Source organism: Desulfothermus sp., from assembly GCF_053993635.1.
The window spans coordinates 1-21,512 of record NZ_JBMYBT010000149.1 but is presented as its reverse complement, the minus strand read 5'-3'; the positions used below and the strand labels follow the sequence as shown (position 1 = coordinate 21,512).

18 protein-coding genes and 2 tRNA genes are annotated in these 21,512 nt (G+C 35.9%); 14 read left to right on the top strand and 6 right to left on the bottom strand.

Annotation, left to right across the window (positions count from 1 at the left end; all coding sequences use genetic code 11):
* The 13 genes from ACY2V1_RS10985 to ACY2V1_RS10925 all read left to right on the top strand — a co-directional run.
* The coding region (locus tag ACY2V1_RS10985; RefSeq protein WP_461834842.1) for a YlxR family protein at positions 1-209 on the top strand (209 nt) is incomplete at its 5' end.
* A 19-nt stretch (positions 210-228) separates the two neighbouring features.
* Entirely contained in the window at positions 229-2,850 is a 2,622-nt protein-coding gene (infB, locus tag ACY2V1_RS10980; RefSeq protein WP_461834841.1) for a translation initiation factor IF-2, read from the top strand.
* Between the two features lie 32 nt (positions 2,851-2,882).
* Positions 2,883-3,170, top strand: a complete 288-nt coding sequence (locus tag ACY2V1_RS10975; protein ID WP_461834840.1) for a DUF503 domain-containing protein — start codon at positions 2,883-2,885, stop codon at positions 3,168-3,170.
* 151 nt (positions 3,171-3,321) lie between these two features.
* A complete protein-coding gene (locus ACY2V1_RS10970) occupies positions 3,322-4,275 on the top strand; it encodes a DHH family phosphoesterase (RefSeq protein WP_461834839.1) in 954 nt (317 codons plus the stop codon).
* Positions 4,276-4,318: 43 nt separating this feature from the next.
* Positions 4,319-5,248, top strand: coding sequence for a tRNA pseudouridine(55) synthase TruB (gene truB, locus ACY2V1_RS10965; protein WP_461834838.1), 930 nt, complete (start codon positions 4,319-4,321; stop codon positions 5,246-5,248).
* Positions 5,249-5,284: 36 nt separating this feature from the next.
* Entirely contained in the window at positions 5,285-5,554 is a 270-nt protein-coding gene (gene rpsO, locus ACY2V1_RS10960; protein WP_461834837.1) for a 30S ribosomal protein S15, read from the top strand.
* 202 nt (positions 5,555-5,756) lie between these two features.
* A complete protein-coding gene (pnp, locus tag ACY2V1_RS10955; RefSeq protein ID WP_461834836.1) occupies positions 5,757-7,970 on the top strand; it encodes a polyribonucleotide nucleotidyltransferase in 2,214 nt (737 codons plus the stop codon).
* 129 nt (positions 7,971-8,099) lie between these two features.
* Positions 8,100-10,793, top strand: a complete 2,694-nt coding sequence (locus tag ACY2V1_RS10950; protein ID WP_461834835.1) for an HDOD domain-containing protein — start codon at positions 8,100-8,102, stop codon at positions 10,791-10,793.
* A complete protein-coding gene (locus tag ACY2V1_RS10945; protein ID WP_461834834.1) occupies positions 10,774-12,099 on the top strand; it encodes a MinD/ParA family protein in 1,326 nt (441 codons plus the stop codon). Before ACY2V1_RS10950 ends, ACY2V1_RS10945 begins: the two co-directional genes overlap by 20 nt.
* A 28-nt stretch (positions 12,100-12,127) precedes the next feature.
* On the top strand, positions 12,128-13,291 hold the full coding sequence (lpxB, locus tag ACY2V1_RS10940) for a lipid-A-disaccharide synthase (RefSeq protein WP_461834833.1): 1,164 nt from the start codon (positions 12,128-12,130) through the stop codon (positions 13,289-13,291).
* A 185-nt stretch (positions 13,292-13,476) separates the two neighbouring features.
* On the top strand, positions 13,477-14,472 hold the full coding sequence (locus ACY2V1_RS10935) for a Gfo/Idh/MocA family protein (RefSeq protein ID WP_461834832.1): 996 nt from the start codon (positions 13,477-13,479) through the stop codon (positions 14,470-14,472).
* Positions 14,473-14,536: 64 nt separating this feature from the next.
* Positions 14,537-14,620 (top strand) — tRNA-Leu (locus ACY2V1_RS10930).
* 31 nt (positions 14,621-14,651) lie between these two features.
* A tRNA-Phe gene (locus ACY2V1_RS10925) sits at positions 14,652-14,727 on the top strand.
* Positions 14,728-16,347: 1,620 nt separating this feature from the next.
* On the opposite strand, the gene ACY2V1_RS10920 is transcribed toward ACY2V1_RS10925, so the two are convergent.
* The 4 genes from ACY2V1_RS10920 to ACY2V1_RS10905 all read right to left on the bottom strand — a co-directional run bounded on the left by ACY2V1_RS10920 (position 16,348) and on the right by ACY2V1_RS10905 (position 19,829).
* A complete protein-coding gene (locus tag ACY2V1_RS10920; RefSeq protein WP_461834831.1) occupies positions 16,348-16,554 on the bottom strand; it encodes a hypothetical protein in 207 nt (68 codons plus the stop codon).
* A 97-nt stretch (positions 16,555-16,651) separates the two neighbouring features.
* Positions 16,652-17,089 (bottom strand): hypothetical protein, encoded by a 438-nt coding sequence (locus tag ACY2V1_RS10915; protein ID WP_461834830.1) that lies wholly within the window; start codon positions 17,087-17,089, stop codon positions 16,652-16,654.
* Complete coding sequence (locus ACY2V1_RS10910) at positions 17,089-19,503, bottom strand: DUF3631 domain-containing protein (RefSeq protein WP_461834829.1); 2,415 nt, start codon at positions 19,501-19,503, stop codon at positions 17,089-17,091. The genes ACY2V1_RS10915 and ACY2V1_RS10910 overlap by 1 nt, the downstream gene beginning before the upstream one ends.
* A gap of 89 nt (positions 19,504-19,592) precedes the next feature.
* On the bottom strand, positions 19,593-19,829 hold the full coding sequence (locus tag ACY2V1_RS10905; RefSeq protein ID WP_461834828.1) for a hypothetical protein: 237 nt from the start codon (positions 19,827-19,829) through the stop codon (positions 19,593-19,595).
* Between the two features lie 133 nt (positions 19,830-19,962).
* On the opposite strand from ACY2V1_RS10905, the gene ACY2V1_RS10900 reads away from it, so the two are divergent.
* On the top strand, positions 19,963-20,958 hold the full coding sequence (locus tag ACY2V1_RS10900) for a hypothetical protein (RefSeq protein WP_461834827.1): 996 nt from the start codon (positions 19,963-19,965) through the stop codon (positions 20,956-20,958).
* A 176-nt stretch (positions 20,959-21,134) separates the two neighbouring features.
* Here the strand turns inward: ACY2V1_RS10900 and ACY2V1_RS10895 are convergent, their stop codons facing one another.
* The gene (locus tag ACY2V1_RS10895; RefSeq protein ID WP_461834826.1) at positions 21,135-21,344 is read right to left on the bottom strand and encodes a type II toxin-antitoxin system HicB family antitoxin; all 210 of its coding nucleotides are present in this window, start codon (positions 21,342-21,344) and stop codon (positions 21,135-21,137) included.
* Positions 21,337-21,512 (bottom strand): type II toxin-antitoxin system HicA family toxin (locus ACY2V1_RS10890; RefSeq protein ID WP_461834843.1); only part of this gene is annotated, 176 nt, incomplete at its 5' end. The genes ACY2V1_RS10890 and ACY2V1_RS10895, both read right to left, overlap by 8 nt.

The window sequence follows — 21,512 nt, the reverse complement described above, 5'->3', positions numbered from 1 at the left end:
ATATACCAGAGAGAACCTGTATTGTTTGTGGAAAAAAGACATATAAGTATCTTTTAGATAGATATGTATATTTAAACGGTAAATTTATTTTAGATAAAGATAAGAAATTGGATGGAAGGGGCTTTTATATTTGTAGAGAGGAAAGTTGTAGAAAAAAAGCAGATAAAAAGTTTTCTTCGATTAAGTATAGATTGGAGAGAAGGAGATAAGTGGTTTTAAGGGGGGATTATGGCCACAAAAATGCGTGTTAGAGAATTATCAAAAGAATTAGGCATAAGTAATAAAGAACTTTTGCACTTTTTGAGAGAAGAAAATATTCCAGTAAAAAGTCATATGAGTGGACTTACAGATGAACAAGTCCAGTATGTAAAAGAGAAATTTAAAGAACTAAAACAGCAAGACAGGGTGCAAAAGAAGAAAGTGGCCTCTGGAATTATTATAAGAAGAAGGCCTACAAAAAAAAGAGAACAAGAACGTAAGGAAGAAGCTCATGAGGTAAAAAAAGAGGTAAAAGAAGCTGAAGTTCAAAAAGAAAAAGAGCAAGAACGACATGTTGTAGAAGAAGAGGTTAAAGAAAAAGAAATTGAATCAGAAGAGAAAAAGGAAGTTAAAGAACATGTGGCGGAAAAAGAGGATAGTTTAAAGGAAGTAGAAGAAAAAGTCCAATCCCCCCAATTGGAAAAAGAACAGGTAAAAGAGAAAAAGGAAGAAAAAAAGAAGAAAAAGTCATTTAAAGACAGGAGAAAATTTAGAAAAAGAAGGCCGTATCCAAAGGCACGGGTGATTACTGTACCAAAAAAAGAAGATGTGCAGGGCAAGGAAGGTGAAGCGTCTAAAAAGGAACAAGAATTTAAAGCTCCTGATGTGCCTGTGATCCCTGAGAAGAGGGAGAGGGCGAGGCGAAAGAAAAAGGGCAAAAAGGTTGTAGATGTTTCAAATATTTATGAGGAAGAAGCTAAGAAGAAAAAGGTCGATTGGAAAAAGAAAAAGGAAGCCCAAGTTGGCGATAAAACAGGTGGAAAGTTACCAAAGAAAAAGAAAAAAGAAGAAAAACCACAAGAACCACCAAAAATCACTACCCAGCCAATAAAGGCTGCCAAGAGGAAGATAAAAATAGAAGAGGCCATCAGGGTAGCAGACCTTGCCCAGCAGATGGGGGTTAAGGCGCAGCAGATAATTAAGAGCCTTATGGACCTTGGGGTAATGGCCACTATTAATCAGTCAATTGATTTTGACACTGCTGCATTGGTAGCTGCAGAATTTGATTATGAAGTTGAAAAGGTTGGATTTTCAGAAGAAGATTTTATTTTACCAAAAGAAGAAGATAGACCAGAAGACTTGAAGCCCAGACCTCCTGTTGTGACAATAATGGGCCATGTTGACCATGGTAAAACTACTCTATTGGATGCCATCAGAAAGTCTGACGTGGCTCTACGAGAGGCAGGTGGTATAACCCAGCATATAGGAGCATATCATGTAAAAGTTGGTGATGGGTATGTAGTATTTTTAGATACACCTGGTCATGAGGCATTTACTGAAATGAGGGCAAGGGGAGCCCAGGTCACAGATATTGTAATCTTAATAGTTGCAGCTGATGATGGTGTGATGGAACAGACCAAAGAGGCAATAAACCATGCAAAGGCTGCAGGTGTCCCTATTATTGTAGCTATTAATAAGATTGACAAAGAAAATGCTGACCCAGAAAGGGTAAAAAGAGAACTCGCAGAACTTGGGCTTTTACCTGAAGAGTGGGGTGGTGACACAATTTATGTAAATATTTCTGCAAAGAAAAAAATTGGTATTGATCAATTGTTAGAGATGTTACTCCTTCAGGCAGAAGTCTTAGAATTAAAGGCCAATCCAAATAAAAGGGCCAGAGGGTTTATTATTGAATCCAGACTGGATAAAGGTAGAGGGCCTGTTGGAACGGTTCTCATCAAAGAAGGCACATTAAAGACAGGGGATAGCTTTGTCTGTGGTTTAAATTATGGAAAAGTCAGATCCTTGATAAATGATAAGGGTCAAAAAGTAGACAGTGCTGGGCCTTCCATGCCTGTTGAAGTGCAGGGATTTGATGGGGTGCCAAATGCTGGAGAGGAGTTTGTGGTTGTTGAAAATGATAAGGTAGCAAAGAAGATTGCAGAGGCAAGGCGTCAAAAACACAGGGAAAAAGAACTTGCCAAACAGACAAAACTCACCCTTGAGAGTTTCTTTAAGGCAAAAGAAGAAGAAAATATTAAGAATTTGAATCTCATTGTAAAGACAGATGTTCAAGGGTCCTTTGAGGCAATAAACGAGGCTTTAGGTAAGCTTTCTACTGATGAAGTGAGCGTAAAAATAATTCATGGAGCACCTGGTGCCATCAATGAAAACGACGTAAGATTGGCATCTGCCTCCAATGCCATTATAATTGGATTTAATGTGCGTCCAACTGCCAAGGTTAAGGAATTTGCAGAAAAAGAGGGAGTTGAAATCAGGTTCTATTCAGTTATCTACGACCTTGTAAATGATATTAAAGAGGCCTTAAGTGGCTTGCTTGCGCCAATTAAAAAGGAGGTGTACCTTGGTCAGGCTGAGGTCAAAGAGACCTTTAATATTCCAAAGGTTGGAACAGTTGCAGGGTGTATGGTGATAGATGGAAAGGTTCAGAGAAATGCACCCGTTAGAGTCATCAGGGATGGAGTAGTGGTGTATACTGGTAAGATTGCGTCATTAAAGAGATTTAAAGACGATGTGAAAGAAGTAACAAAGGGATTTGAATGCGGTATTGGAATAGAGAAATTTAATGATATAAAAGTTGGTGATATAATAGAAGCCTTTGAAGAAGTAGAAGAGAAGAGAACTCTTTAAAGGATAATCAACTATAATGTTGGACAAATATTATGCAGATTGGATGTGTAAGAGTTGAATTTTATCTGCACGGTGTTTTTTCCTTAAAGGAAAAGAGAAATATTGCAAATAGTATAAAACAAAAACTCAAGAATAAATTTAATATTTCAATTGCAGAAATAGAGTCACAAGATAGTTTGAATAGACTTGTGTTTGGTATTGCAATAGTTTCAAATAGTGGAAAAATAATCCAAAAAGTAGCTGATAATTTGTTAAATTTTTTAGAAAGAATAACCAGTGAGGAAATAGTAGATACATCATTGGAGATATTTAGTCTTTAAATTGAGTTCTAGTGAATCGTGAATCTTCGTGAATCGTGATTCGTGAATTGAATCACTAATCACTAATCACCAATCACGAATCACCAGTTATGAATCACCAATCACGATTCACGAATTACAAATCACTAATCACGAACAACGAATAAAGAAAATGGATATAAAGAAAAAAATAATTGATGCCATACATAAAAACAAGACCTTTTTGGTTACCTCTCATATGAATCCAGATGGAGACGCTGTTGGGTCAATGGGGGGTATGTTTTATTTACTTAAAACATTGGGTAAAGATGTTCATCTTTACAATGTATCTGAAATTCCAGATAGATTTTCATATCTAAATATTAAAGACTATGTAGTCCATAAATTAGTAAAAAATGAATATGATTGCATTATTTTTTTAGATTGCGGGGATAAATATAGGGCTGGCAAGGAGATAGACAGGCTCCGCATAAAGATAAGTATAAATATAGATCACCATCCCACCAATGATAATTTTGCTGATATAAATTGGGTAGATGCAACTATGTCTTCTGTTGGGGAGATGGTTTTTTATTTGTTTAAAGAAACAGGGGTAGAGTTTACATATAATGCATATGAATGTTTATACACAGCTATAGTATCAGATACAGGTTCTTTTACTTTTAGCAATACACGTCCAAGCACTTTAAAAGTGGTTATGGAAATTTTAGAGAATGGCTTTGATTTAGATGACTTTAACAGAAAATATCAAAGATATTGGACGTTAAATAAAGTGCATCTACATGGCCTTGCTATGCAAGATGCAAAGCTATATTTTGATGGAAAATTAGCACTCACAAAGATTTCACGACAGTTATTTGAAAAGACCAATACAACATCAGAAGAAGCAGAAGGGATAATTAATTATTTGAGACAGATCAAGGGGGTGAAAATAGCTGCTATTTTGCGTGAAGATGAGGACAAGGTTAAGGTGAGCATGCGGTCATGGGGTGAGGTGGATGTGAGTAAAATAGCCATGGAATTAAATGGTGGAGGCCACAAAAATGCAGCAGGTGGAAGTCTAGATTTGCCCTTAGATGAGGCTGAAGAGGCCTTTATAAAATGTGTGGCTGGTTTTATTGCTTGAGAAAATAATAAAGATTTTCCTAATTTTTTAAGGTAAAATTATAATGAATTCAATAAAAAGGACCCAGCGTCATGGAGTGCTAGTTTTAAATAAACCTAAAGGGCCAACTTCAACTGCTTGTATTGAACGGATAAAGAGGAAGTTTAAGCAAAAAAAAATCGGACATGCTGGGACATTGGACCCCATGGCATCTGGAGTTTTAGTTGTTCTTCTAGGCAAGGCCACCAAATTGGCCCCTTATTTAATGGATGGATATAAGGTTTATAGAGGAGTTATCCGTCTGGGAATTGAGACAGATACTTATGATATCACGGGAAAAGTTTTAAAAGAATCGTCGTGTACTGGGTTAACAGAAGAGGAGATAGTTAAGGCGGTATATGAGTGGCAAGATCTAAAAGAGCAAGAGGTTCCCCCTTATTCAGCAGCAAAATACAAAGGAAAGACATTTCATTCCCTGGCAAGGCAAGGGGAAAGCCCCCCAAAAAGGATCAAGAAAATTTATATTGACCAGGTAGAGGTTTTAGGCGTAAATTTACCTTTTATTGAGTTTAGGATTAGGTGTTCCAAGGGTACATATGTTCGTTCCCTGGCCCACAGCCTGGGGAAACGGCTAAATGTTGGCGCTGTCCTATTCTCCTTAATTAGAGAGAGGGCAGAGCCTTATGGCCTTGAGCACAGTGTGTCAATGGAGGAGCTCTTAAATTCCCCGTCCCTTTTCTTTGAAAAGGTGATTGATCTATCTGAGAGTCTGCCTCACTGGCCAAAGCTTAGGGTGGATGAAGATATCTCAAAGAAGATAAAAAATGGAAATTTGATAAGGGTAGGCGAGATTAGAGGAGCATATCCTGAAGATGAGGGAAAGAGGTATCTTTTTTTGGACGATTCTCTAAGTCCTTTGGCCCTGATGGAGACCAGATTCATAGATGGAACTCTTTATTGGAAGATTTTAAGGGGACTTTGGGGAAGAGAGTAAAAATTTAAAAAATTAAATTAATTAAGGAGGTTTGCTGTGGCACTTTCAGTTGAAGAAAAGAAAAAGATTATTGACGAGTTTAAACTGCACGACAAAGACACAGGCTCACCAGAGGTCCAAGTGGCTTTGCTTACTGCAAGGATCAATTATTTAACAGAGCATTTTAAGGTTCATAAACACGATTTTCATTCGAGAAATGGACTACTTAAACTCGTTGGACAGAGAAGAAAGCTTTTAAATTATCTGCGTAAAAAGGACGTAAACAGGTATAAAGAGCTTATACAGAGATTAAATTTGAGGAAATGATAAAATGGGTCAGGGGCATATTGAATTTAACAGCCTCTGACCCTTGTGTGCAAAAAAATTTTATTGGTTGCTAAAAATTTATGAAAAGAAGCGCTAAGAGTTAAGTGCTAAGCGTTAAGAAATTCTTAGCTTTTAGTACTTAGCCCTTAGCCTTCTCATAAGTAGTAACTAAATTTTTATTAAAATGAGGAGATAGGAGAGTATGGGAGAGATTAGTGGAATTAGGATAAGTGCTGAGATAGACAACAGAGAGTACATAATAGAAACAGGAAAATTAGCAAATCAAGCCCACGGGAGTGTGTGGGTTCAAAGTGGTGATACTGTAGTACTTGTAACTGCTGTAACCCAGCCCTTGGATAGGGAAATAGATTTTATGCCACTTACAGTTGAATACCAAGAGATGTCATATGCATCTGGAAGGATTCCTGGTAGTTATTTTAAACGTGAAATTGGACGACCTTCAGAGAGGGAGACTTTAGTATCCAGGCTTATTGACAGGCCACTTAGGCCACTTTTTCCAGATGGTTTCAGACAAGAGGTCCAGATAATTGCAACTGTACTATCAGCTGATCCAAATTGTGATCCTGATGTACTCGCTGTAAATGGTGCATCGTGTGCCCTTCATTTGTCCCAGATTCCATTTCTTGGACCTATTGGATGTGTGCGTGTGGCATATGTAGATGGAAATTTCGTTATAAATCCTTCTTCTGTTGAGTTAGAATACAGTAAGATTGATCTGGTGGTTGCAGGGACAAAGGACGCAGTGGTTATGGTTGAAGGGAGTGGTGACTTTGTTTCTGAAGAATTAGTTGTGGAAGGAATAGAGTTTGCGCATAAACATATTCAGTCATTTATAGATTTACAGGAAGAACTCAGAAATAAGGCTGGAAAGCCAAAAATAGAAGTAGAGGAGAAGAAAGAAGATACAGAACTCATACAGGCAATTGAAGAAGTGGGATATAAAATCCTCTCAGATGCCCTTAGGATCCCTACAAAGGTTGAAAGAAAAATGGCCCTAAAGCAGGCCCAGGAAGAGATAATTACAAAACTTGAAGAAAGATATGCAACTGACGAAGAATTATTTAATGAAAAATTAAAACAGCTCCCAGGCTATATAAAGAAAGTAGAAAGTAAGATAGTTAGGGAGTGGATAAAAAATGGTAAGCCAAGAATTGATGGCAGGAAACTTACAGATATCAGAAACATAAACATTGAAATTGGACTCTTGCCCAGGGCACATGGATCAGCCCTTTTTGCCAGGGGCGAGACCAAGGCCCTTGGCGTGGTGACCCTGGGTTCCAGTCAGGACGAGCAGCATATTGAGACTTTAACAGGGGATTTTAGTAAACGTTTTATGGTACATTATAATTTTCCTCCATATTGTGTTGGTGAGGCAAAAAAGTTACGTGGCCCATCTAGGAGAGAAATTGGTCATGGTGCCCTTGCAGAGAGGTCTCTAACCCCAGTGCTTCCATCTCCAGAGGAATTCCCCTTTACCATTAGGCTGGTATCAGAGATAATGGAATCCAATGGTTCTTCTTCCATGGCAACTGTTTGTGCAGGCTCACTGGCACTTATGGATGCAGGAGTTCCTGTGAAATCCCATGTTGCAGGCGTGGCCATGGGTCTTATTAAAGAGGACGATGAGTTTTTTATATTAACAGATATCCTTGGTGATGAAGACCACTTGGGTGATATGGATTTTAAGGTTGCAGGAAATAGAGAAGGGATTACTGGAATCCAGCTGGATATTAAAATAACCGGGATATCAAAGGATATTTTAATTAAGGCGTTAAAGCAGGCCAGGGAAGCCAGGTTATTTATTCTGGATAAAATGGAGAGTGTTATATCTAAACCAAGAGAGCAACTATCAGAGTATGCACCAAAGATTGAAGTAATAGAAGTAACTCCAGATAGAATAAAGGATATTATAGGTCCATCGGGTAAAAATATAAAGGCCATAGTGAAAGAAACAGGTGCAACAGTTGATATTGAAGACAACGGAAAGATAACCATATTTGCCCCTGATAAGGAATCCTTGGACAAGACCATAGAAAAAATAATGTTTTATGATCAAAAACCAGAGCTGGGCAAGACATACAATGGAAAGATAAAACTCTTAAAAGATTTTGGTGCAATAGTTGAGATCCTTCCAGGAGTCAATGGGCTTGTTCATATCTCGCAGCTGGATATAGGTCGTATAAACAATATTTATAAGAGTTTTTCTCCAGGACAGGAAATTAGGGTCAAGGTAATAGAAATAGAGGAAGGCACGGGTAAGATTAAGTTGAGCAGAAGGGCAGTATTACTGGATGAACAAAAGAGAGATGGCTCTATTGATCAAAGAGGTAGGAGACGGTCAATAAATAGGGACCGGGGACATAATAATAGCTCGGGATATTCAAGAAAAAAATAAGGTCTTGAAATTTTTATTTTCATTTCATATGTTAACCCCAGTATAAAGAAAATAAACTGGGGTTTTTTATTTTTAATTTTTTATAATAACAGTTAGCATTGAAAAACTTGAGTCAAGAGGGGATGATAATTGGATAATTATGATGCAAAAAGATTGGCTCAGTGTATTGAAAAAATTTCAGGAATTCCGTCATTTCCTTCTGTCACCATCAAGGCCCTATCACTTTCCCTCCAAGAAGATGTTGATATTAAGATGTTATCAGAGGTGATACAAAACGATCCAGCATTGGTGGTTACTATTTTAAAACGAGTTAATTCCACTGAAAAATCTCGTAGAAAAAAAATTACTGACGTATATCATGCAATATCCATGCTGGGAGTTTCTGATTTACAATGCATACTCTTAAGTAATATCTCCTTTAGGTTTTTAGAGAAATGGAAAGAGAATAAAGTTCTTTTGGAATCTCATAAGGAGATTTTGAATCACAGTTTGATTACAGGTATATTTTCTTTCTTTATAGCTAAAGCTACGTATCCTGAATTAAAACAAGAGGCATTTTCTTCTGGGATGCTTCATGATGTGGGGAAATTGGCCATCCTTTTGTGTGAAGGAGAAAATTACATTAAATCAATTGGGAATAGAAGCAAAAATGGCCATGATAGTTTGAATTTAGAAAATAAGATTTTGGGATTTGATCACACCATCCTAGGTGGGAGATTGGCTCGAGAATGGGAGTTGTCTGAATCTTTAATAGAAGTTATTTCCTATCACCATCTGAACATTCAGTCTCTTGATTTTTTAAAAGAACATATTCCCCTTATATGTATTGTAAAGCTCGCAAATATTCTATCCCATGAATTTGTTTTAGATGGCGAAATTCTTGATGCAGAAAATAAGGAAAAGGAGCTTCTTTTAAAAAAATTAGACTTAAATAACAAAGAGTTAAAAAATATAAACCAGTTATTCTTAGAAGAATATAAGGGTAAAGCAAGTATTTTTGACCTCGAAGAAAATTTTGAAGAGATGTTTCTGGAAACTGTGGAAAGGGCCAATTACCGTATATCCCATTTGGCTCTTAAACTAGCTGAGCAAAAAAAAGAACTAAAAAAAAGTCATGAATTTCAGAAATTAATCAATGAAATAGGCTTGTTGGCATCTGGATGTTCAAAAGTTAAAACTCTTTTTCAAAAAATTGCCCATGTATTTGCAAACTTTAACTTATTTAAGGCTGGGTTGATTTATGTTTTAGATAGAGAAAATTGGATATTAGAAGGACATATATGGCATTATTCAAAAAAAAGTAGATCAATTAGATGCTTCTTAGATAGAGAAGGCAGGCCAATTTGGGATCAGCAAACATCAAAATTCCCCTCTATACTGAAAGAATTATTCTCTTCGTATAAAAAAAGAATTTTTGTAGATCAGCAATCAAAGATTGATCTAACCATATCTTATAAATCTCCTTTTTATACTGTTCCACTCTATTCTGAAAATATGGATATTCAGGGAGAGCTATGTCTAGCACCAGCGTCAGTTGGATACTCAATTTCAGATATGGAAAAGCTATATTTGTCTCAGATAGTCAAACTTGTGGTTTCCAGCATAGAAAATATCAGGCTAATTGAGAGCTTGGAAAAAAAGAATGAAGAACTTGCCTATGCCTTATGGAAAAATCAGCAACTTCAAAAACAGGTGCTCCACACTGAGAGATTGGCTATTGCAGGTCAACTGGCAGCAGGTGCTGCCCATGAAATCAACAATCCCTTAGCAGTGATAAATGCCAGGGCCCAATTGCTTCATATAAAAGAGACCGATGAGGTGAAGAAAAAGCACCTTACCCAGATTATTGAACAAATAGAGAGAATAAGTAATATTCTCACTAGATTAATGGATTTTGCAAGGCCAGCTCCTCCAACCTTGAGATCAGTAGATATTCATTCTCTCCTGGATAAGGTGTTGGATTTTGTTGGCCCAGGCTTAAGGAAACACAAAGTAGTTGTAGAAAAAGAGTACGAAGAAGACCTTCCACACATAAAGGGAGATCCAACGCAGTTAGAGCAAGTTTTTTTGAACCTAATTATTAATGCCCAACATGCAATGGAACAGTCTGGGGGGACACTCTTTATAAAGACTTGGCTTGATGATACAAATAAACAAGTTATTGTGGAAGTTATTGATCAGGGGTGTGGAATACCAAAAAATCAGTTAAAAAATATATTTGATCCCTTTTTTACTACCAAGGAACCAGGTAAAGGGAGTGGGCTTGGACTTTCTATTTCAAATTCTATAATAGAAAATCACTATGGCAAATTGGAGCTCAAAAGTAAGGAAGGGGTTGGCACTACTGTTAGAGTAATATTGCCTCTGGACTTAAATGAATTAAGGGAGTCAGATTCATTTAATTCTTTTTCTCAACAACGCAGGACCTATAATATCAAACCCAAGGTATTAGTAGTTGACGATGAAAAACACATAAGAGAGATATTGTCTGAGACATTGGAAGACGAGGGAATGGAAACAAATACCTGTTCAAATGGGGCGGAAGCATTGGAGCTGTTGGAAAAAAAGAGGTTTGATTTAATATTGTTGGATATGAAGATGCCAATATTAGATGGACTATCCCTTATTAACGCCATAAAAAGAAAGGATTTAAACATTCCTATAATTGTTATAACAGGAATGGCAACCCACGAAGAGATAAAAGAGGCCTTGAGTAAAGGAGTATATAAGTGTATTAAAAAACCATTTCATATTAAATCCCTTCTAAAAGATATAAAGAGCGTCCTCACTGAGGAGGGTCTTTTTGAAGAAGTCTCAATGTAGAATTATATCTGTTGCCAGTGGAAAAGGGGGGGTAGGCAAAACCTCTTTTTCCCTGAATTTGGCATATAACCTCTCTATACAAAAAAAGAAGGTCTGTATAATAGATGCAGATTTAGGACTTGCCAATATTGATGTTGTGCTGGGGATAAATCCAAAATATACCCTTGAAGATATGATTTTTAATGGCAAAAGCGTTGAAGAGATAATTTATCCAGTGGACGATTTTCTCCACCTACTCCCAGGGAGCTCAGGCATTCCAAAGTTAGCTGACCTATCCCCTTCTCAAAGAAGAGATTTGATCCAGAAGTTTTCGTCCCTTACAGGCTACGATTTTATTATAATAGACAATTCCCCTGGAATAGCGCCGTCTGTACTATCTTTTTGTCTTGCAACAAAGGAATTAATTGTAATTACTACTCCAGAACCTACTTCTATTACAGATGGTTACGCCCTTATAAAAAGTTTAAAAGAAAATGGGCTATACTATCCGCCTTTTCTAGTTTTAAACAGGGCAAAGTCCAGGGAACAGATAAAAAAAGTAATGGGTAGGTTCCAGGATGTATGTAAGAAATTTTTGGGTATATCAATCCTTTTTTTAGGAGTATTATTTGAAGAGAGTATAGTTGGAGAAGAACTTACCCATAATGTACCAATATCCAAATTATACCCAAATTCCCTGGCAGGTAAGTGCTACAAACTTATAACAGACAGAATATTAAATAGACCCAAACAAAATCTTTTTTTATCAGATCCAACAGAAGTCATAAAACAATCAGTAATACAATTTACTGCCAGGATTGCCACACAAGATTTTGATAAAAAAGTTGAAGATCCTTTAGTATTGATCAATTCACTCAAAATTTTGATTCAAAATGCAAAGTCCCTTAAACAGGACAAAATATTAGTTGAGAAAATTAGGCAACAATTAAAAGAGGTAGAATCCTTAGTGGATTCATATTTAAACACAGCGGAGTTAAAAAAGAAGATTGGTGTATTGTCCCAGGATATTCCAATGAAAAATCTTATAACTGATATACTTCTAGATAGGAATTTTGATGTAATTGATCTGCTCAGTGTAAAAGATATAGATTCACTGGAGTTGGATTTAATTATCTATTATCATCTTCCCACTAAAAAATTGTCTGATTCTCATATGAAAATTTTTAAAACATCTACTCCTATATTACTCATATCTCACTTCAATTATTTTATCCATCATAAAAATATCAAAGGGTTTTTAAAATCTCCCTTTAATATAGAGGATTTTTATCTGGAAGTAGATAGATTAATAAATGAAAATTCATAAAGACAAAGAAGAGAAATAGAGGCGAGCTGTGGAAAAGAATATTTTTGTGCCTAAAAATGAGAGTATTTGGATAAGTGCCCTTGAGACTTCTGCAGATCTCCATGGACAAAAATTGATTTCAGCCCTTAAAAAACAAGGATGTGAGCTTGACTTTGTTGGTATTGGCGGAGTCAATATGTCAAAAGAGGGAATGAGCAAGCTTTACAGTTCAGAAGAATTTGCTGTAATGGGACTATTTGAAGTTATAGGGCATATACCCAAGATTATGAAATGTTACAGGAAAATAGATGATCTCTTTAAAACTGGAAAGATAAAATGTGTTATATTGATTGATGCACCAGATTTTCACTTTAAGGTTGCAAAGCTTGCCTACAAATACAATATTCCAGTATTTTACTACATCAGTCCCCAGGTATGGGCATGGAGACCTGGTAGAATAAAATTTTTAAAAAAATATGTAAAAAAACTTCTATGTATTTTTCCCTTTGAAAAAGAATTTTTTAGACAAAATGGTCTGGAAGTTGAATATGTTGGACATCCACTCATGGAGTACTTGGATTTTGATTTTTTAGATAGTCTAAAAAAAACAGATAATTCTCTTATACTTTTGCCAGGTAGTAGGGAAAAAGAAGTTCGGAAGATATTACCAATAATGGCAAAGTCGTGTGAGATAATTTTATCAAAGATTTCCAATATAAAATTAAAAATTGTAGTGGCACCTGGAATAAAAAGGGAATTAATTGACGCTGCTTTAGATGTGGATATTGATTATAAATTGGTTGATTTTGAAAATAGATATATAGAAATGGCAAAATCTAAAGTGGCAGTTGTGGCATCTGGCACTGCATCCCTAGAGTGTGGTCTGTTGAGATTACCTTCAGTTGTAGTATACAAGGTTAGTTGGCCAACCTATTTTATAGGAAAGATGTTTGTCAAAGTGAGCTATATAAGTATGACAAATATCATAATGGATAGAGGTGTGTTTCCAGAGCTCATTCAAGATGCCTTTACCCCTGAGAATGTGGCATCACATCTTATTAAATGGATGAAAAATCCTTCATTGCGTGAAAACATAAGAGAAGAGCTTCTTAAATTGAGAGATAGCTTGGGCACAAAGAAGGCTTCTTATGAGGCTGCTAAGATTATTTTGGACAATTTAAATGGAAAGAAAAATTTTGGTGTATTGGTGTAGTGGTTATTGGTGTATTGGTATATTGGTGTATTGGTATAGTGGTTATTGGTGTATTGGTGTAGTGATATATTGGTTTACTTCTTTTTCTGTTCTGTTTCCAAATTACAAATCACGAATCACGAGTCACTGTTCACGGTTATTGGTGTATTGGTTAATGGTGTATAGGAGATTAATGGAGTTTTTAAATGGATAAGATAAAATTTGGTATAATTGGAGTGGGACATCTTGGACATTTTCATTTAAAAGTTGCCAGAGACATCCCTTATTTTGATATTATTGGCATTTATGATAAAGATCCTACTAGAATGGAGGATGTCTCTAAAAAATATGATGTGACTGTTTTTAAGGACATAGATGAGTTACTTGAAAAATGCGAGGCTGTCTCAATAGTGGTTCCAACCAAATCCCACTATGAAATTGGGGTCAAGGCGTTGGATAAGGGTTGCCATGTATTTATTGAAAAACCCATTACAGAGACCGTTGAGCAGGGCAAAAGACTGGTGTTGTTAGCTAATGAGAAAGGATTAAAATTACAGGTTGGTCATATTGAGAGATTTAATCCTGCATTTTTGAGCCTTCAACATTTAGAACTCTCTCCTATGTTCATTGAAGCGCATAGGCTCAGTGAATTTAATCCAAGAGGAACAGATGTAAGTGTGATACTTGATATAATGATCCATGATCTGGATATAGTGTTAAAATTGGTTGATTCTCCAATTAATTTTCTCCATGCCTGTGGAGTGGGTGTTGTGTCACCATCAGAAGATATTGCAAATGTGAGGATCGAATTTGAAAATGGGGCAGTTGCCAATTTAACTGCCAGCAGAATATCTGCAAAGCACATGAGAAAAATGAGACTTTTTCAGAAAGATCAATATATCTCAATAGACTTTTTGAATAAAAAGAGCGAAATTTTGAGTTTAAAAAAAGTAGATCGTTTAGGGGATAAAGGATATGAAGTGTTGCCTCTTGGAGAAATAGGAGAAGGCAAGAATAAAAGGGATATTTTTTTTGTGTCTCCTCCACAGATGGATGTAAATTCTCTAAAATTGGAGTTAGAGGAATTTGCAAGGTCAATAGTTTTTGATAAGACTGTAAAAGTGACAGGAGAGGAAGGACTAAGGGCATTGGAACTTGCCCATGAGATAATTAAGCTTATGAAAAAACCTGCGGATATTTAAAAAAAACTGTAAAAAAAACTTGCCAAGGTAAGGTTTTTTGTATATAAGAAGTTCCGCCAACGACGCCGAAGTGGTGGAATTGGTAGACACGCTAGGTTCAGGACCTAGTGGGGTTCGCCCCGTGGGAGTTCGAGTCTCCCCTTCGGCACTTAGAAGGTCTTTGAAAAAAATGATATTAAGCCGAGGTAGCTCAGTCGGTAGAGCAGGGGACTGAAAATCCCCGTGTCGGTGGTTCGATTCCGCCCCTCGGCACCATCATAAAGACAATAAATTAAGCCTGTTAGGAGAAAATCTTAACAGGCTTTTTTTGTGGCCAAAATCTATGGGTGCCCCCATGGGTGCCCCGCAAGACATCTTTCCTATGCTTTTTAAATGGTCCCCTTAAAACTCATACCACATCCTTGTGAGCCGTTATTTATTTTGGAAGAAAGAAAAAAGAAATAGAAAAATAAATAAGGGGGTTATAGTTGATTGGTTTTTGGAGAGTCTAGAAGCCGTGAAAGAATTGTTAGGATAATAATTCCAACAATTATAATGATTGGGGCAAGGAGGAGAAAGAAGAAAAATAAATCTGTGATGGCTTTAGCCCATACAACTCCTCTGTCCGCTAGATAAACAGCAATTAAAAGAGAAATCACAGCAAATTTTTTCCAGTGTTTGAAAATGAAGGATCTAAATTTATCCATATATATCAGTTAGTCCATATAGAGAGTCTAGTCAATTTATTTTTTTTAGAGACCAAGAATTCTCTGCTAGAAATAATTTAATTCTACGGTTCTATTTTTTATAGAAAAATAATTATAATTTTTCCCCTCCTCCTATAAATGCTACCTTTCAATCATCGAGAATTTCTGTTTATAGTCTATGATGCTCCGTTGAGATTTAACCGTTGTATTTAAAACTTGGTAACTATTCCAAAATATATACAAAAGACTTGAAATATCACCAATTGGTTATATACTGTATTATTTTTATTTGAGGGCATTACTCTACAAATAACTTTGATAGAACCACTTAATACTCTGGCAACCGTTTTGACCAGTGGTAAAAATTTATTTGCAAAATTATACCAATGGGAAATAGGCCATTGATCCCGTGATATTTGCTTTTGGATATGTTACTATTAAACCATCAATAGAAACTTACTAAAATTTCATTTGCGAACCTTCTTTAAGAGTTTTTGCAAACTCTTAAAATGTGAAGCACTTTTTTGACCAAAATTTTGACAAAGCCTGCGCCACGTTGTGCCGTAACCCAACCCCAGTCAGGAAGGACCCACACGCCCAGAACGGCCTTTATTTCGCTTTTTAGGCTTTAGCTCATATCTACGTTTTATATTAAAAACAAAAAAGAGCTAATTCTACCTCTACCTTGTCAGTTCGTAACCGTTTTTTATTCCAAATATAGGTCTGGTTTAAGCTCTAATTTTATTAAGCCTTTTAAGGCCTTTGGAAAGCCTTTCGAACCCTTTAAGTTGCTTCCTCTATGTTTAGCCTTTAAAAAATAGGGCTAAGTCTGTGCATGCCAACTAAAGTAGGATTTTTAGTTAATATTGTTAAATTTTGTTTGTTTTAATAAATAAAAATAAAATCAATAGATTGAAAGAGGGCCAAAACCAGGTTTTTATGTACCAATATTTGATAATATTAATATATTTAAATATTGGTTCTCTAGTGCACAAAACAGCCTTATTTTTGAATTTTCTTACCTTAGTCCATATTATATTAATCATGTTTTTATTAAAAAGTATAACATAAGGCTATTTTAGTATGTCTGAGAGGGCAAGATAGGTATGATTTAGCTATATAAAAAGCAGTCCTATGGTCATATCTGGCCAAGCCACAAGACTGCCTATGATTATGTTTGGCTACAGGGCTATTTTTTATATGGATGATATGGATATAAGGGACAGCTTTTCATCTGGCATGAATTTACACCATCAGCATACCAGCAAGAACATTCATAACACTTGGCCAGCATAGCCTCTTTTCTTGTAATTTTTTCACCTTTTAAAAACTTAATATATTCTTTTTGGCCTTGTGCTCTTTTACCAAATTTTTTGACTCCTTGAATTTTATTCATTGATTACTCCTTGGCAATATGTTTTTTGTGAGCTTCTCTGATGGTTCAATTGTTAGGCCCTTGGTTATAACTTGGTCCAGGATGGAGGTATTACCTTTTATCTTTTAGAGACCGTATTTGTTCCCTCAACAACTTTTTGTCTACCTTGCCTGTAAAGGTCAATTATTTGGCCATCATATCTTGCCAACCATTCACTAACTTGTTCGTCAAAATAAACCAAATGAGATATACGTTGAAATGCTTTCCAGATTGCATATGCCCCGCCTGGTGGTTCTATAAGCCTAACTCTATTTTCAATCCCTTCTCGCAAGTCAATCTTTACTGGATGTCTCTTTAACAGTTCTTTAAGTTCTCGCACAGTTGGAGCCTCCTCCTCTCCCCTCGTAGCTATATCTTCGGACTGTCCTGGATATAACGGCCTACCTATACCTTTATCTATAAGCCTTTGAGCTAAAGAAGTAACAACTTCTATAATGTCTCCAGGGGAAAGTTCTTTGTCCCCTATTGTGCATGGTTCTAAAATTTGCATTCTCATTAATACCTATCCCCTTTTTCCCCCTTTATTTTAATTTCAACATTATCATCCAAAAATATTGCCTTTACCTTATTACCCGCTGTTTCATCCGTAACACCGTAACAACTCAAAGATTTCAATGGGTTATCTATTTTTTTATCTGTAACACATTCCTTCTCTGTTACGGTTTGATTTTTTGATAACTTATTAATATTATTGTAATGTTCCGTTGTTACGGTTTGAATAGGGGTATTAGAAGGGATATACCTTTTAAAAACTTCCTCAAAGGCTTTGACCTCATATCCTTTATAAGTCCGAAAGCCATCTCTGATGGTTTTAGGATGAATACCAAAGGGTTTAAGTAGTCTTGCTAGACTGTTTGGTGTCATGGGCTTTCCTCTTTTCCATTCTCCCCATGGTCTATCTTCAAGTTTAACTAACTCATCAACCAGTTTTGCAGAGGCAATCTTTTCTATCTTACCTTTTTCTTCAAAAATAAATTTGATGTCTTTTAATAGTTCCTGGGCTAAAGAAGTCTCTTCCTCTATGCTCTCAATATACAACATGGCATTTTGGGCCTTTTTAAACCATTCTTCACCTGCTACTTCAGCGATAGCCAATAAAGGTAGCCAATTGTCTTTGGCCCTATCGTTATTTACATTTATCTCTTTCCTGACCTTCTTAAACATCTCCTCATTGTCTAAAGTCCATCTCAATATTTTTTGTCTAATTGGTTTCATCCAATCTTTAAAATCTAGCTCCAATCTTTCGGTCTTTTCTGTGGTTAATTTCCTCTCTAGTCTTATATCTATGGCTCTATCAGCAAGTGTGTCTGGGAGATTTCCAATAAGAGCAATGGCTTTGGGACACCATGTAGAAAATTTTTTTGGTTCAAAATCATCATTCATCTTTTCACTTCTAACAGTAAAAGCGGTGTCTTTCGTATGGCCTGAGTTAAGGATTCCTGTTAATTCCTGGTTGTCTTTTAAGAAAGTATCGGCCTCATCTATTAATAAAGTAGGCTTGTATTTTTCAATAACTCTAAATAAAGCCGAAGGGGTAATATTTGAAGCCAGGATTTCAGCTTTAACAAGACCTCTTAAAACTCTTAATAGGGTGGTTTTACCACATCGCTTTTGTGGTGAAGATATTCCAAGTATAGGAAGGATAAAAAAGCAATCATAGCAATACGTTAAAACAGTCCAGAGAGATACCGCAATTGCCTGTTTTTCGTTCAATACCACATGTTTTCTTATTATAGTATAAATCTCATCTAAAAGCTCTTGTCCATTAACTTCTTCATTGGCTGGCTTCAGCTGTTCAATAAAATCTTCCTTCCCATTATCTTTTTCAGCTTCTCTATTTCTTGCCTTTACTTCTTTATCCAGGGTGGAAAGTTTTAACCCTAAAGCCTTACTAGCGATTTTCCTTATAAAGTCATACTCACTTGGAGATAATAAGGCCAGCCTCTTAAATACCTCCTCTCTCTCTTTCTGTATATAATGAGGATATTCGGCCTTATCTATTTGTTTTCTAACCTCCTCAAGACCTTCTAAGACATGCAAGTCGTTAAAGTCTGTTGGCTTTGTGAAGGTATCTTTAAATTTTGGAAGTGCTATCTTAGCACATACGGCCTTAGCTGCCTCTTCCCCCTTTATTTTTCCAGGATTGCCTTTAGTCCACTGGTCATTGTCAGCACAAATGATAATTTCTGCCTCTGGATACTCTTTTCTTAATACCTCAGTCACTCGCTTTAAGTTTCCAGCATTAAAAGCAATAACAACAGTGCCTTCTCCATCTATCGCCTGATAGATACTTGCTCCAGTGGCATATCCCTCACAAATGTAAATAGGGAAACCTGAACCAATTTGAAAAAAATTCCCTTTTATAGATGAACCAGATAAGAATTTTTTATCGCCGTCCTCGTAAATGTATTGCAGTCCGAGGAGGTTTTTGTTAATATCTCTTATAGGAATTATTAAGGCATTGCCTAATTGCTTAATTTCACCAATTGGCTTAATGCCTTTCTTAACTAGGTAGGGATGTTTGGCGTCTGGCGGTTTAGCTTTTTTTAATAGCTCAACCGCCTTTCTTTTTGCCTCCTCCTTTTTGCATTGAATCTTTCTGGTTATTTCCTCTTGTTTTTGTCTAATTATTGACCTGTCTTTGGGTGATAAACTCTCAATTTCCCTTGAATAGAACGTCTCTTTTATGCCTGACCTCCAGTCTCCAAAAGAACCAGCTACAAAATTATTATGGCTAAAAAAGACATACCATCCAGCTTTATCGCTTGGCCTGCCATTAGTTGAAAACCTATGAATCTCACCATCAATCACAATTTCATCTGATCTTAGATTACAAGGAATACCAGCTTTTCTTATGGCTGTTATAATGCGGTCAATAATGTCTGTTACGTCCGCATCTATTATTTTCATTATTTATGCCTCCTCAAGGCATCTAAGTATATGCCTATTGGTCACTATAACCGTTATAACCAACTAAAATTTAATAATCTGTGAGTATTCTAGAAATCCTTTAAGGTCTCAAATCTTTTAGCACGTTGCTCTGACTCTTTTGCTTTTTGTTTTACAATCTCTTGCCATTTCTCCAATTGAATAAATAACCTGCGGTTTATTTTGAGAAAGATTTGAGGGTGACGACCAATTGAATGCCACTTCCTTAATGTTTTTGGTGAGAAATAAATCCCATGCCTTTCTAATAGTTCTTTATCTTTTACAGGGATAAGTGTGCATTCTGTCATTTTAAAACTCCTTTTTTTAGCTTTTTTATAGTTATTCTTTGTTGACTTATTTTAACCCTAATGTTACACATTTCAAGTGTTACAGTTTATTTGTTTGAAAAAAAGTGTAACATATATTTGGGGGATATCGCTTATGTCGTTAAAAGAAGGGTTAGAGGACAAGGGGATAATTGAAATTATTTCAAAAAGGCTACCTGAAAATCTTAAAAGGAGTTTCCTTGAAGGTTACTTATTTGCTAGGTTTTCCCTATGGGACCGTTTCACCATAAAAGAGACAAATTATGGGGATATTATTTTTAGTTTTTGGATTAATAAAGAGGATTACCCATGTAGCGAGGAGTTCCTACAAAATTTCCTTTTGCGCCAGCTCAAGGATTTTTGTATTGGACTTTATATGTTCCTCCATAAAGTGCCAACCAAGAGGCGAATCCTTTTTAAACATTCTTTCGGTGAAGGTCACATAAAGAAAAAAAAATCTGAAAACTTTGAAAACTTAGATAGTCCTGTTAAATCATCCCTTATTAAAATGTATGTTTTAAATATTTCTGTTTGTGATAAAAAAGCTATTGCCACTAAGGCTGAAGTTTTAAACTATATCTTAACCTATTGGCATAATTTAGCAGTAGCAAAATCAGAAAAGTGCATGACAGTAAAAGCCATTAAAAAAGGAAGTTACTTTCCTTTTTATGAAATTTATTCGTTTTATCCAGAAAAACTAGAAGCCTTTCTTGAAAATCCTCCAGAGTCTTTTTTAGAGATAAAAAATAAATTGGTAAAAGAAGGCATAATAACAAAGAATTACTTTTTGAGACCTGGTAAAACAATAAGCGATCTTAAGCGCTCTTTAAACCAACTCCTAAAAACCAAATGCCCAATATGTGGCAGTGATTTTATTAAGGACAATAAATCTAAAACCACTTGTGGTCATCCCAATTGTAAGGTCCTAAAAAGCAGATTAAAAAAGAAAATGGCGCCTTATGTTGGATTGTCTAAAGAGGATTTTTGTAAAAAACTAGTGGAGGTAGATAAAAAGCGACTAGAAATAAACAATAGAAGGGGTAGAAATGCCCAGAAAATAGCTAACTTGCCTCAATTGGCTGATATTCTATACAATGAATTAATAGCCTGAAAAACAAGACTCTCTGTCTTATTATATTTATTATTAAGACACGTCGTCTGGACTAAGAAACAAGTTACCCATTAAGCGATATTTAACCACTCAGGTAAATTTAACCAAGACAAAATTTACCCACCTGGTTAATACGCCAAAATAGATATAGAGAACTTATAATGTTGCCAAAAGGATTATACAGTTATCTGAAAGGCCATACTCTTAGTTTGAGGGATGGGCATATTTTCAGCCTTTAAGCCTTCCAGGTGAAATCTGATAGCTTCACGCATGTTTTGAATAGTCTCATTTACTGTCTTACCTGTGGCCACACAACCAGGCAAATCAGGGCAGTAAGCTGAATAATTACCCTCTGCTTTTTCCACTATAATTGTATATTTAAACATCCTTTTTCCCCCTTTTTAGGCCAGCTTGTTTTAAAATGCTATTTAATGTTCCAGGTGCTAAATCATCTTTTAAATTTCCTGCAATGGTTACAAGTCCCCTCTTAACTGGATGTTTGTATTGTCTATGACTGCCTTTTTGTCTCACCAAAATCCAGCCGTCCTGTTCAA

Coding starts and splice junctions, on each gene's coding strand:
- ACY2V1_RS10970 (WP_461834839.1), top strand. CDS start 3,322: ATGGATATAAAGAAAAAAATAATTGATGCCATACATAAAAACAAGACC.
- ACY2V1_RS10920 (WP_461834831.1), bottom strand. CDS start 16,554: ATGAATAAAATTCAAGGAGTCAAAAAATTTGGTAAAAGAGCACAAGGC.
- ACY2V1_RS10895 (WP_461834826.1), bottom strand. CDS start 21,344: ATGTTTAAATATACAATTATAGTGGAAAAAGCAGAGGGTAATTATTCA.
- ACY2V1_RS10975 (WP_461834840.1), top strand. CDS start 2,883: ATGCAGATTGGATGTGTAAGAGTTGAATTTTATCTGCACGGTGTTTTT.
- infB (WP_461834841.1), top strand. CDS start 229: ATGGCCACAAAAATGCGTGTTAGAGAATTATCAAAAGAATTAGGCATA.
- ACY2V1_RS10915 (WP_461834830.1), bottom strand. CDS start 17,089: ATGAGAATGCAAATTTTAGAACCATGCACAATAGGGGACAAAGAACTT.
- ACY2V1_RS10935 (WP_461834832.1), top strand. CDS start 13,477: ATGGATAAGATAAAATTTGGTATAATTGGAGTGGGACATCTTGGACAT.
- pnp (WP_461834836.1), top strand. CDS start 5,757: ATGGGAGAGATTAGTGGAATTAGGATAAGTGCTGAGATAGACAACAGA.
- ACY2V1_RS10910 (WP_461834829.1), bottom strand. CDS start 19,503: ATGAAAATAATAGATGCGGACGTAACAGACATTATTGACCGCATTATA.
- truB (WP_461834838.1), top strand. CDS start 4,319: ATGAATTCAATAAAAAGGACCCAGCGTCATGGAGTGCTAGTTTTAAAT.
- ACY2V1_RS10905 (WP_461834828.1), bottom strand. CDS start 19,829: ATGACAGAATGCACACTTATCCCTGTAAAAGATAAAGAACTATTAGAA.
- ACY2V1_RS10900 (WP_461834827.1), top strand. CDS start 19,963: ATGTCGTTAAAAGAAGGGTTAGAGGACAAGGGGATAATTGAAATTATT.